The following is an 11773-nucleotide window of genomic DNA, read 5'->3' as shown; positions in this document are numbered from 1 at the left end:
TTAAAGTATGATGCATACCATGAAGCAAGCTCTACGATATTTTGCACTCCCTATAATTTTTCTATTTGTTTCTTCTTGTAAAACCACAAAAGTAGTTACGGATGGTAGTGTAAACGAAAATTTATCGGCCAAGGCAATCATTAAATCGCATTATCAAAATCAACTCGATTTTAAAACTTTAAGTGGTAAAGTAAAAATCAATTATTCCAATGGAGAATCTTCCCAAGGCGTATCGGTTAGTTTGCGTATGGAGAAAGACAAAGCTATTTGGATGAGCGCTCCGTTAGGCATGGTAAAAGTACTTATTACTCCAAATAGAGTGTCTTTCTATAACAAATTACAGAACGAATATTTTGACGGTAATTTCTCCTATCTCAGTAACTTATTAGGAACCGATTTAGATTTCGATAAAGTACAAGATTTATTATTAGGACAGGCAATTTTCGATTTACGTAAGGAGAAATATAATGCTTCCGTAGCAGATAAAAATTACCAATTAAAGCCTAGAAAAGCAGGAGATTTATTTAAAACTTTTTTTCAGATAGAGCCTGCCAATTTTAAAATGGCAACGCAGCAACTCTCGCAACCGTTAAAAAATAGAGTTTTAGAGATTGATTATAAAAACTATCAAAAAATAGAAAATAAGGTATTGCCTAATGCTATAGTGATTACAGCTATAGAGAAGAGGGTTACCAATACTATAGGTTTGGAATATAGAAATATGGAGTTCAATAGATCTTTGAATTTTCCATATAAGATTCCAAAAGGTTATGATGAGATTGTATTGAAAGGCAATGGGAAGTAAATCGTTTTTAAAGTTTATTCTAGTAGTACTTATAACCATTATTTCGGTTGCCAATACCCATGCCCAAACCAAAGAGCAAAAGTCTTTAGAAGCAAAAAGAGAAAAACTCCAAACGGAAATTCGCGAAATAAATAGATTGCTTTTTGCGGAAAAAAAGGAAAAAGGTGACGTGCTAGACCAAATGAAAGCGTTGGATAAGAAGATAAATGTACGCCAACAATTAATCCGAGTTACTAACCAGCAATCTAATCTTTTAAACCGTCAGATAAGCGCTAATATTCGTAGTATTTATAAGCTAAATAAGGATTTAAAAACGGTAAAGGATGAATATGCTACGATGATTCAGAAATCGTATCAAAACAAATCGCAACAAAGTAGGCTTATGTTCCTGTTGTCTTCTTCTAACTTCTACCAAGCTTTTAAAAGATTGCAATATATGCAGCAGTATACGGAATACCGTAAAGAGCAAGGGGAACAAATAGCAGTGAAAGCCGATGAATTAGATCGTCTTAATAAAGATTTAAATGCGGAACGTAAAGTAAAAGAGGTCTTATTGGCTCAAAATAGAAAGGCAAAGAATAAATTATTTGGAGAAATTAAGGCACAGAAAGAATTATTGAATAGTATTCGTAAGAACGAGAGTAAGTATACCAGTGTAATAAACAAGAAGAAAAAAGAAGCCCGTAAGATAGATAAGCAAATAGAAAGTTTAATCCGCAAGGCAATTGTAGCATCGAACAAAAAAATAGGAAAGAAAACCAGCAAGAGCAATTCTACTAAGTTTGTTTTAACGCCAGAAGCTAGTGCAGTGGCGAATAATTTTTCGGCAAATAAAGGAAAGCTTATCTGGCCGGTAGAAAAAGGGATTAAAAGTCAGGGATTCGGAATCTATAAAGATGCCGTATACCCAGGTATAAAACACCAGAGTAATGGTGTTATTATCGCAACCGATGAAGGAGCAAAAGCAAGATCCATTTTTGAAGGAGAAGTAATAGCAATTCTTGCCGTACCAGGCGGAAATAAAGGGGTGCAAATAAAGCATGGAAACTTTATAAGCACCTATTACAATTTATCGGATTTATACGTTAAAAAAGGGGATAAAGTCTCTATTAAAATGGAGTTAGGCACCATATATACCAATCGGTCTAATGGGCAAACTCGCCTAAAATTCTACTTATACCAAGATACGGTTAGGCTAAATCCAGAGGATTGGGTCTATCAGTTGTAGGTTTTGGTTCTTCGAATCTGCAAACTTCGAAGTTCATCATGCTTTATACATTAAAAGAGTATAAACATTAATTTTTAGAGCTTTTTTATTCTTGTTGTTTGCTTACTCTTATCAAAGGTATAGAGGCTACTCTCCCATAAATAAAGCACGAAGTTCAGTAGCGTCGGAAGGCTTCATTTTTCTGGCTAATACAAGACTAAGTTGTTTTCTTCGCAAAGCACCATTAAACCGTTCTTTTTCCAGTTCTGTTTCTGGGATTAATTTAGGTACTTTGGTTGGTTTTCCTGTTTCATCTACGGCAACAAAAGTATATATAGCTTCATTGGCTTTGGTGCGTTCTCCGCTAAACCTGTCTTCCATCCAAACATCTAAATAAACTTCCATGGAGCTGTTGAATGCTCTAGAAACAGAAGCTTCTACGGTTACAACACTTCCAACAGGAACAGCATGGTTAAATGCTACATGGTTTACAGATGCAGTTACTGTAATTCTTCTACTATGTCTCCTTGCTGCAATACTCGATGCTCGGTCCATTCTAGCTAAAAGTTCTCCTCCAAATAGATTGTTTAATGGGTTGGTTTCACTTGGTAAAACCATATCTGTCATCAGTGTCTTAGAGTCACTAGGTGTTTTAGCTTGCATGTTATTTTTTTTTATAAAGATACACTCTTAAAATTAGCCTATGTTTTTTATTATCGCAACGGGCTTATTCTATGACTTGTTTAAAAAAAAGGAAGTAATTATGTTTTATTTTTCGGATAATAACCAAGCATCTTTAGAGTGCGAATTCTTTATTGTGCGTAACGTTTCTAGGGCAGTATCCACATCTATAAAACGCTCATAAGTTACCATATGTAGACCATGTGCGTTTGTTCCAAAATAAGCGGCATTGTATCCGCGTCTTTTTAGTTGTCTTATTTTCTTGTCTGCATTGGTTTTATAGCGAAATGCACCAGCAACTATATGATGTATTGTTTGGTCTGTGTCTTTGCTAATAGTAGTATTTATCGCATTTTTAATAGCCGTAGTTGCATCTAAGGTAATAGAAGGTAATTCTAATGGAGCAGTATCAAAAAATGTAGCTTCTTGAATGTGTTTAGAAACTTGGTTCTGTGCATCTTGTTGTACTAATTGCCCTGTGGTTACGGAGTGCTTATATCCTCGATATGCAGTTAGTCCTGTAGAAAGGGCTAATAAAAATATAGCAGCATATTTTAAATACGGTCTAAAAGAAGATTCTTTTCTTTTTTCTGGAGTAATTATAAAAGGTATTTTATCTTCTAATTCTTCCACTTCTTCTTTTAGAATTTCTCTAGTAACAGCAGCAGAAGAAAATGTAGATAGCCCAAAAGAACTAGTAAGATAATTTACTTGCGATTGTGGTTGGAATAAAATTTTACCTTCCGAGCTTAATGCTAAAAGGCCAATTTTTTCTAAATGAATTCTGCCAACGTTTTCAAGTTGAGATTTCCAATCGTTTGTTAATGCATCAATCTTAGATAATACATCTTCATAAGTAGTTTTTTCTACTTCAGCAATATAAGAAACCAACAAACCATCATTGGTAGTCAATTGCGCATTAAAAGAAACTTCTTTTGTAGGGGCATGAAAAGTGTTGTTCTCTGTTACTAATTGTGCATCTCTCTTATTAGTTAAGAAAGCTCCAAATTTAGGAACAACAACACAGTTGTATCTGTAAAGTAAATCGCTTATATAGTGTTCTAATACCATCAACACAAATATGGAAAAAAAATGGGGGCTAAGAAACACTTCGCATAACTTTTTATTAACATTATATTTTTAGTATTTTGTGAATAACTAAGCACAATTTCTAAATGACTACTACTGAATTAATTGCGGTCTTACGATTGCAGAGAGTACCAAATATTGGCGATGTAACTGCTAAAAAATTAATTACGCATTGTGGTAGCCCAGCTGCTATTTTTGAGGATAAATTGCAAAACCTTTTAAAAATTGATGGCGTAGGAACCCATACATTAAGGGGTTTGTTTGATGGAGAGCATTTAGAATCAGCGGAATCAGAATTTGCCTATATACAACGTAATAATCTGGATTATAGTTACTTTATGAACCCAGATTATCCGGCATATTTAAAACACTGTATTGATAGTCCTATACTGTTGTTTAAAAGAGGTAAAATGGATTTAGAAGGCCAGAAAATAATTAGTATAGTTGGTACAAGGAATATTACAAGCTATGGAACTGCTTTTTGTGAAGAATTTATAGAGAGTATAGCTCCTTTAAATCCTATAATTGTCAGTGGTTTTGCATATGGTGTAGATATTTGTATTCAAAAAGCAGCAATAAAGCACGGTTTACAAACTATTGGTTGTTTGGCGCATGGATTAAATCAGATATATCCTAAAACCCATGCAAAGTATGTTTCCGATGTGGAAAAGAATGGTGGTTTTTTAACTGAGTTTTGGAGTACAAGTAACCCGGAAAGAGAAAATTTTTTAAAACGGAATAGAATAATTGCTGGTATGGCAGAAGCTACGGTTGTTATAGAGTCGGCAGAAAAAGGAGGGAGTTTGGTAACGGCAGATATTGCTAATAGTTATAGTCGCGATGTTTTTGCGGTTCCTGGTAGGGCAAAAGATAAATATAGTTTGGGTTGTAATAATCTTATAAAACAGCAAAAAGCACATATGCTTACCTCGGCAGCAGATTTAATTTATTTGTTAGATTGGGAAGTGGAACAGAAAAAAACTCCAGCTATTCAAAAACAACTTTTTGTAGAGCTAAATACGGAAGAAAAAATGATTTACAGCTACCTCCAAAAGCAAGGAAAACAACTATTAGACGTAATAGCGTTAGAATGTAAACTACCAGTCTATAAAATATCTTCCACACTTTTAAATATGGAAATGAAAGGGTTGATACGCCCTTTGCCTGGTAAACTTTTTGAGGCTTTATAGCGGAAACGGTCCTTGTAAAACCAACCGCATAGTTTGTTTTGTTAAATTTTGAAGAGGAAAAACAGGTATTAGATGTCTTTGTCCGACAAAGAAAACGATTCACCACTGCTTTATAAATTAGATGCTTATTAGAGGAAGAGGAAAACAAACTGAGTGGTTTTTTTCATGGTTTTTTAAATAGCGTTGGGCTAAAGCGTATCTATTTTAGAATTTGATTATTTTCGTGCTAAATAATACAATAAAATGAAGAAATTAATATGGATGGCAATAGTTCTATTTACGAGCATTGCTAGTTTTGGTCAAAAAAAGAAAGATTTAATAGCACAGGTAGCTAAGCTAAAAACAGAAGCTACAGAAATGAAGGCGCAATTAAATCAAATTAATAAATCAAGAGAGGTCAATTTAGAAGATGACCTTCATAAATTTAGCTACGCTTTTGGTGTAGAGATTGGGTCTAATTTAAAGACGGTAGGCGTAGATTCTTTGGCTTACAATGTTTTTGCAACAGCTTTGGAAGAGACTTTTAGCGGAAAAGAAAGAATATCTGCAGAAGAAGCTCGTACGGTGGTGCAAAAGAGTATTCAAGAAATTCAAGAAAGAGAAGCAAAAGAATTGAGTGAGGCTGGAGAACTTTTCTTAGCTGAAAATGAGAAGAAACCTGGAATTGTAAGCACAGCAAGTGGATTACAGTATGAAGTTTTAACACTGGGCAATGGAGAAAAACCAATAGCATCAGACAAAGTAAAGGTACATTACGAAGGAAAATTAATCGATGGAAAAGTTTTTGATAGTTCTGTAGAAAGAGGAGAGCCTGTAGTTTTTGGAGTGTCACAAGTTATAGCAGGGTGGACAGAGGCCTTGCAGTTAATGCAAGTTGGTTCTAAATGGAGGGTTTATATTCCTCAAGATTTGGCATATGGGCAAAGAGGTGCAGGAGGTTCTATTCCTCCATACGCTGCTTTAATTTTTGATGTAGAGTTATTGTCTATTGAAAAGTAAATTAGATGTAAGTTAAGAGTAAGGCAAAATTCTTAATACCCGAGTTTTGTTCTTACTCTTGCTAATACGTCATTCGCAACTTTACTCGCTTTCTCAGCTCCAAGAGCTAAAGCGGCATCTATCTCTTCTAAATTATTCATATAGTAATCGAACTTTTCTCGGGCTTCTCCAAATTGATCTACTATAACTTCGTATAAAGCTTGTTTGGCATGTCCGTAACCGTAATTTCCGTTTAGGTAATTAGCACGCATTTCGGTAATCTGTTCTTCGTTTGCTACTATTTTATATAAAGCAAATACATTATCGGTATCTGGGTCTTTAGGGTCTTCCATTGGAGTACTGTCCGTTTGGATTCCCATAATTTGTTTACGGAGCTTTTTATCTGTCTGAAATATATTAATTAAGTTCCCTTTACTCTTACTCATTTTGGCTCCGTCCGTACCAGGAATATACATGGTTTCTTCTTGTGCTTTGCCTTCTGGTATTACAAAGGTTTCTCCTAATTGAGCATGGAAACGTGAGGCAACATCTCGTGTCATTTCTATATGCTGCATTTGGTCTTTACCAACGGGTACAATCTCAGCGTCATACAAAAGAATATCTGCGGCCATAAGCATTGGGTAGCTAAATAAACCAGCATTTACATCGTCTAATCGGTCTGCTTTATCTTTAAAAGAATGTGCCAGAGTAAGTCTTTGGTATGGAAAAAAACAGCTTAAATACCAAGAAAGTTCTGTGGTTTGTGGAACATCACTTTGTCTATAAAAAACAGTTTTATTTATGTTTAGACCAAATGCCAACCAAGTAGCTGCCACAGCGTAGGTGTTATTACGTAATTCTTCTCCGTTTTTTATTTGGGTAAGGGAATGCATATCTGCAATAAAAAGAAAAGATTCATTTTTAGAATCGTTGGCCATTTTAATTGCGGGCATTATAGCTCCTAAAATATTTCCTAAATGTGGAGTTCCTGTACTTTGTATTCCTGTTAAAATTCTTGACATATTATTATCTAAGAAGACTAGTGTCTTATTAAAAGTTAAACGAAAAGCAAAGGTAATTTTTTTAATAGAATAGCTCGTTACAATTATGTATTTTTGACTTTAATGGTTGTTTTTAAATATATATTCTGGTTTTTATATCGTATTTGGTTTCATGTTTTAGTAGCTATTCCTATCTTTTTATTTTTTCCTTTTTTGATTTTGTTTTCTATAAAGGAAAAATGGTATCCTCCATTTTTTTGGATAGCTAGAAATTTATGGGCAAAACCTATTTTGTATGGAATGGGGTGTCCTCCTAGAGTAAAACGAGAGCAAAAATTAATTAAGGGTAAAAGCTATATGCTTGTAGCTAACCACACAAGTATGTTAGATATTATGTTGATGCTATACATGAGTAAAAATCCTTTTGTATTTGTGGGAAAAAAGGAATTGGTAAAGATTCCGGTATTTGGCTTTTTCTATAAACGCGTATGTATATTGGTAGATCGTGAGAGCACAAAAAGTAGAACAGGGGTTTATAGAAGAGCACAACGAAGATTACAGCAAGGACTAAGTATTTGTATTTTTCCAGAAGGAGGAGTGCCAGAAGAGCATATTGTTTTAGATAGCTTTAAAGATGGGGCTTTTAAAATGGCAATTGCACATAATATTCCCATTGTTCCCATAACTTTTCAGGATAATAAAAAACGTTTTTCTTTTTCTTTTTTTAGCGGTTTTCCGGGTGTAACTAGAGCAATTGTACATCCTTTCCATGAAACAGGAATATTGGCAGAAGGGGATAAAATAACCTTAAGAGAAGAAGTGAGAGAGGTTATTTATAACACGTTAACTTCTAAAACCTAAATGTTAACCCACTATATACTCCAATAGAATAAGGTTCAAAAGTTCCTTCTGTATTAGAGAATGTATTTAACTGATACTTAAACATGGGTTCTACATTAATTTTTATTTTAGGTGTGAATTTATAATTTAAGCCAATACCAATGTTGGTACTAAAGTTTACATTGTTCATGTTGTTAGCTTCCCCTAGTGTTGTTGTGATAGTTCCTGAGGACAGAAATACCGAATTATCTAGTAAAAATAAAGAGCTTACGCCGCCAATTATATCTATTCCAAATTTAGAATCTACCAATTGGTATTTAAGTTCTAAGGGCACTTCTAAATAGTCAAATTGCTGTGACATAATGCCTTCTCTAGTAGGGTTTTTGGCAGATACATCGTTGGCTACATTGTCTTTTTTGGAAAAACTGGGACTTGCCTCAGCATCCGTGCTTAAAAGTTCTAGATTAATAGAGTTGGTGTCATAATTTATAGTACTTAATTGTTTGTTTGTTTGGCCATTGAAATTAGACGAAAAACGAACATTATGAGTACTATAGGCATAGTCTACTTTGTTTATTCCTGAGCGTATGCTTAATTTATTACTTACTTCATAAGCAATAGATAATCCATAACTAAGGTTGGTGTCTCCGGATTTAGAATTTGAGACAAACATTTCGCCAACGGGCGAACCATCGCCTAGAGCGTTAAAATATACAGGAGCAACATTTGCTCCTGCGGACCATTTGTTAGGCTTTATTTGGGCTATTGCCTCTTCTTCTTTCTCTGTTTTTTGGGCTTCTATTTCGTCGTATATAGATTTTTTCTGAACTTCTTTTATTGTATTAGATTTTTGTTCATCAACAACAGCAATAGTATTTGTTGTTTTTTGTGATTCTTCTAAAGCTTTTTTAACTGGGTTGGAGAGGTCTTGTTGTTTGGTAACAATCTCTTCTTTTTCTATTTTTGCAATAGCTTTTTCTGAATTACTTAAATAAAGAGGGCTGTTTATTCCTGTGTTGTTCTTACTATTCTTAGTTTCTTTACTTACTAACCTGTTATCTTGGGTAGCAGAGTTGGTAACGCTCGCTATTTTATTCTTTGATGGATTCTTAATCGTTGTGGTAATATTGCTTTTCGATGGATTTAAAATAAGATTTTGCTCTTCGGAAGAATTGCTAGAATTTACTTTGGCAACCTTTGTGTTTTCTGTTTCCTTTAGGTTTTCTTCTTCATTCTCAGTAGAAGTTGCATTATTATCCAAGATTTTCTCTGGATTTTTTGTATCCGTAATTATGTAAGGCGATATAGTTTCATTGGCTCCAAATGGGTTAATTAAAAAGAACCCCAGAGCCAATATTGCAGCTATGCTGCCTATTTTCCACCATAGTGGTATAATTCTCCGTTTTTTGTCCTTTTCGTTTAAGGATGCTTCTATGGTCTGCCAAACTTTTGCGTCTGGGGACTCTTGGAAGCTGCTAAACTTTTCTTGGAAAAGTTTATCTAAATTTTTCTTACTCATCTTTATACTGTCTTATGCCTTTATAACCTACTGGTTTAGGTAAGTTAAATGGCGTATTATGTGTTTTCTAATCCAAATATTAAAATACCTACGATGGATTGAACGGTTTTAGTTTCTATTTTCTCTTTTAAAATGGCTCTTGCTCTTGCAAGATTAGATTTTGAAGTGCCTACGGTTGTCCCTAAAAGTTCGCTTATTTCTTTGTGCGAATGCCCATCTAAAACATATAAATTAAAGGTGGTTCTGTATTTTGTGGGTAGCTCTTGAATATAACTAAGTAAGGTTTGTAAGCTTATTTCAGCATCTTCTTGTTCTATCTCTATTACATCTTCCGTGTTCTCTGTAACTGCATTGAGGTACTCTTTTTTTCTGTATTTCTGTAATACGGTATTCACCGTAATTCTCTTTAACCAACCTTCAAAAGAACCCTTGGATTTGTATTGTTCTATTTTTTCATAAATAGTCATAAAACTATCGTGCAGATTGTCTTCAGCCTCCGTTTTATTACTAGAGTACTTTAAGCAAATACCAAAAAGTACAGAAGAGAAAGTTTTGTACAATTCTGCCTGTGCCTTTCTTTCGTTCTTTTTACATTTTAGTATGAGTTCTTCTAGACTCAAATTAAATTTGATTTTTGTTATTATAAATTAACTGGTACCTCAATTTCTAAATACTCCTGTTCTCCCGAAGCAGTTTCTCCTAGCCAGAACTTAAAGGTATACGTTTTATCGTAAAGTACTACAAAATTGAATATAGCAGTTTCTTCAACGGCTTGTTCTGTACAATCGTCGTAATTTATACGTTCGGAACCAACAACAACAACGTTACGTATAGTTTGGTCTTCTTTGGTAACCTCAAAACCTTCGTAGAAGGTGCAACTGTTTGGTTTTAAATAAGAAACTTTGATTTGGTAAGTTTCTTCTAGATTGAAAAATTCTGGTAATTCAGCACTAACGATTTGCAAGGGAACAAATTGAAAGTTTGGACTGTCATCTTCTACAACACTACAGTTACTAAGGAGAAGTCCTAAGAAAACTATAGAAATGACGGAAACAAGCCTTTTCATAAGCAAACATTTTATTTTAAGATGTTTGCTTATGCTAAAGGTTGCGTTTTTGTACTATTATTTAAAGGAAAGAGGAAGGTTTATGCTTCTTTTAGAGCATTAATCGCTTCGCGAATTTTTGTTTCTAGTTCTTCAAACAATTCAGGATTGTCTAAAATCAATGCTTTTACAGCGTCTCTTCCTTGTCCTAATTTGGTGTCACCATAACTAAACCAAGAACCACTTTTCTTAACTATTTCATATTCAACACCAAGGTCAATAATTTCACCCGCTTTAGAGATTCCTTCGCCATACATAATATCGAATTCTGTAGTTCTAAAAGGAGGTGCTACTTTATTTTTAACCACTTTTACTCTGGTTTTGTTTCCTAGAACAGCACCATCTGTATTTTTAATTTGTGTAGATCTTCTAATATCTAAACGAACAGAAGCATAGAATTTTAATGCGTTACCACCAGTAGTTGTTTCTGGATTACCGAACATTACGCCAATTTTTTCTCTTAATTGGTTAATGAAAATTACGGTACAATTAGTTTTGCTAATAGATCCTGTTAGTTTACGTAGCGCTTGAGACATAAGTCTTGCATGAAGCCCCATTTTAGAGTCTCCCATTTCACCTTCAATCTCACTTTTTGGAGTTAAGGCAGCAACAGAATCAACTACAACAATATCAATAGCACCAGAACGAATTAAGTTATCTGCAATTTCTAAAGCTTGTTCCCCATTATCTGGTTGTGAAATGATAAGGTTGTCTATATCTATCCCTAATTTTTCAGCATAAAAGCGGTCAAAAGCATGTTCTGCATCAATAAAAGCAGCAATACCACCATTTTTTTGAGCTTCCGCAATAGCATGTAAAGTTAATGTAGTTTTACCTGAGGATTCTGGTCCGTATATTTCTATAACACGCCCTCTTGGGTAGCCTCCAACACCTAAAGCAACATCAAGACCAAGAGAACCAGACGGAATTACCTCAACATCTTGTATAACACTATCTCCTAGTTTCATTACAGCTCCTTTGCCGTAGGTCTTATCTAATTTATCTAGGGTTAGTTTAAGGGCTTTTAATTTCGCATCTTTTTCAGAACTCATTATCTATTTTTTTAGGCTAGCTAAATTACCAATTCTTTTATCAAAAATGACAGCTACCATTTTAATTTTATTAACAGATTAAATCAATAAGAAAATATTTTTTTATCGCTTACGCAACCTTTTAAAAAAATATGCATCTTGTAAAAAAGCATATATACTAACTCAATATATAATCTACTGTTTTTTAAAGGCAGTAGGCAATCATGACCATGTCCTTTTAGCAAAACTCAAAGAATGCTATGAAAAAGATTAATCGGAATGGTCGATAAAGAGTCTTGAATTTTCAAGACTCTTTTTTGTTCTCTA

General features: G+C 34.0%; 12 protein-coding genes. 5 read left to right on the top strand and 7 right to left on the bottom strand.

Going from position 1 to position 11773, the window contains the following annotated elements; translation table 11 throughout:
• Positions 1-19 precede the first annotated feature (19 nt).
• Positions 20-805: a DUF4292 domain-containing protein gene (locus tag QZZ51_RS07560; RefSeq protein WP_291868118.1), complete on the top strand. Its 786-nt coding sequence runs from the start codon at positions 20-22 to the stop codon at positions 803-805.
• Positions 795-2033, top strand: coding sequence for a peptidoglycan DD-metalloendopeptidase family protein (locus tag QZZ51_RS07555; RefSeq protein WP_291868116.1), 1239 nt, complete (start codon positions 795-797; stop codon positions 2031-2033). Before QZZ51_RS07560 ends, QZZ51_RS07555 begins: the two co-directional genes overlap by 11 nt.
• 126 nt (positions 2034-2159) lie before the next feature.
• Here the strand turns inward: QZZ51_RS07555 and QZZ51_RS07550 are convergent, their stop codons facing one another.
• Together QZZ51_RS07550 and QZZ51_RS07545 are read right to left on the bottom strand one after the other, a co-directional pair.
• The gene (locus QZZ51_RS07550) at positions 2160-2675 is read right to left on the bottom strand and encodes an acyl-CoA thioesterase (RefSeq protein WP_291868114.1); all 516 of its coding nucleotides are present in this window, start codon (positions 2673-2675) and stop codon (positions 2160-2162) included.
• Positions 2676-2780: 105 nt separating this feature from the next.
• Positions 2781-3764, bottom strand: a complete 984-nt coding sequence (locus tag QZZ51_RS07545) for an SPOR domain-containing protein (RefSeq protein WP_291868111.1) — start codon at positions 3762-3764, stop codon at positions 2781-2783.
• Positions 3765-3868: 104 nt separating this feature from the next.
• Between QZZ51_RS07545 and dprA the strand changes: the two genes are divergently transcribed.
• Entirely contained in the window at positions 3869-4972 is a 1104-nt protein-coding gene (gene dprA / locus QZZ51_RS07540; protein ID WP_291868109.1) for a DNA-processing protein DprA, read from the top strand.
• Between the two features lie 357 nt (positions 4973-5329).
• On the top strand, positions 5330-5971 hold the full coding sequence (locus tag QZZ51_RS07535; protein WP_366511956.1) for an FKBP-type peptidyl-prolyl cis-trans isomerase: 642 nt from the start codon (positions 5330-5332) through the stop codon (positions 5969-5971).
• A 32-nt stretch (positions 5972-6003) separates the two neighbouring features.
• On the opposite strand, the gene trpS is transcribed toward QZZ51_RS07535, so the two are convergent.
• Positions 6004-6972, bottom strand: coding sequence for a tryptophan--tRNA ligase (trpS, locus tag QZZ51_RS07530; RefSeq protein ID WP_291868104.1), 969 nt, complete (start codon positions 6970-6972; stop codon positions 6004-6006).
• A gap of 102 nt (positions 6973-7074) precedes the next feature.
• Between trpS and QZZ51_RS07525 the strand changes: the two genes are divergently transcribed.
• The gene (locus QZZ51_RS07525; RefSeq protein ID WP_291868119.1) at positions 7075-7812 is read left to right on the top strand and encodes a lysophospholipid acyltransferase family protein; all 738 of its coding nucleotides are present in this window, start codon (positions 7075-7077) and stop codon (positions 7810-7812) included.
• On the opposite strand, the gene QZZ51_RS07520 is transcribed toward QZZ51_RS07525, so the two are convergent.
• From QZZ51_RS07520 to recA, 4 genes are all read right to left on the bottom strand, one after another.
• A complete protein-coding gene (locus QZZ51_RS07520) occupies positions 7802-9310 on the bottom strand; it encodes a hypothetical protein (protein ID WP_291868101.1) in 1509 nt (502 codons plus the stop codon). The genes QZZ51_RS07525 and QZZ51_RS07520 overlap by 11 nt on opposite strands.
• 56 nt (positions 9311-9366) lie before the next feature.
• Entirely contained in the window at positions 9367-9930 is a 564-nt protein-coding gene (locus QZZ51_RS07515; protein WP_291868099.1) for a sigma-70 family RNA polymerase sigma factor, read from the bottom strand.
• A 20-nt stretch (positions 9931-9950) separates the two neighbouring features.
• A complete protein-coding gene (locus QZZ51_RS07510) occupies positions 9951-10376 on the bottom strand; it encodes a hypothetical protein (RefSeq protein ID WP_291868096.1) in 426 nt (141 codons plus the stop codon).
• An 80-nt stretch (positions 10377-10456) separates the two neighbouring features.
• A complete protein-coding gene (gene recA, locus QZZ51_RS07505; RefSeq protein WP_291868092.1) occupies positions 10457-11467 on the bottom strand; it encodes a recombinase RecA in 1011 nt (336 codons plus the stop codon).
• Positions 11468-11773: the final 306 nt, after the last annotated feature.

Origin of the sequence: Maribacter sp. (genome assembly GCF_016744255.1) — a bacterium.
In the GTDB taxonomy this organism is placed as follows: Bacteria; Bacteroidota; Bacteroidia; order Flavobacteriales; family Flavobacteriaceae; genus Maribacter_B.
The sequence above is the reverse complement of the archived record's forward strand: the minus strand, read 5'-3'. Positions and strand labels throughout refer to the sequence as shown.

Coding starts and splice junctions, on each gene's coding strand:
- QZZ51_RS07545 (WP_291868111.1), bottom strand. CDS start 3,764: ATGGTATTAGAACACTATATAAGCGATTTACTTTACAGATACAACTGT.
- QZZ51_RS07555 (WP_291868116.1), top strand. CDS start 795: ATGGGAAGTAAATCGTTTTTAAAGTTTATTCTAGTAGTACTTATAACC.
- QZZ51_RS07510 (WP_291868096.1), bottom strand. CDS start 10,376: ATGAAAAGGCTTGTTTCCGTCATTTCTATAGTTTTCTTAGGACTTCTC.
- trpS (WP_291868104.1), bottom strand. CDS start 6,972: ATGTCAAGAATTTTAACAGGAATACAAAGTACAGGAACTCCACATTTA.
- QZZ51_RS07520 (WP_291868101.1), bottom strand. CDS start 9,310: ATGAGTAAGAAAAATTTAGATAAACTTTTCCAAGAAAAGTTTAGCAGC.
- QZZ51_RS07535 (WP_366511956.1), top strand. CDS start 5,330: ATGAAGGCGCAATTAAATCAAATTAATAAATCAAGAGAGGTCAATTTA.
- QZZ51_RS07525 (WP_291868119.1), top strand. CDS start 7,075: ATGGTTGTTTTTAAATATATATTCTGGTTTTTATATCGTATTTGGTTT.
- dprA (WP_291868109.1), top strand. CDS start 3,869: ATGACTACTACTGAATTAATTGCGGTCTTACGATTGCAGAGAGTACCA.
- QZZ51_RS07560 (WP_291868118.1), top strand. CDS start 20: ATGAAGCAAGCTCTACGATATTTTGCACTCCCTATAATTTTTCTATTT.
- recA (WP_291868092.1), bottom strand. CDS start 11,467: ATGAGTTCTGAAAAAGATGCGAAATTAAAAGCCCTTAAACTAACCCTA.
- QZZ51_RS07550 (WP_291868114.1), bottom strand. CDS start 2,675: ATGCAAGCTAAAACACCTAGTGACTCTAAGACACTGATGACAGATATG.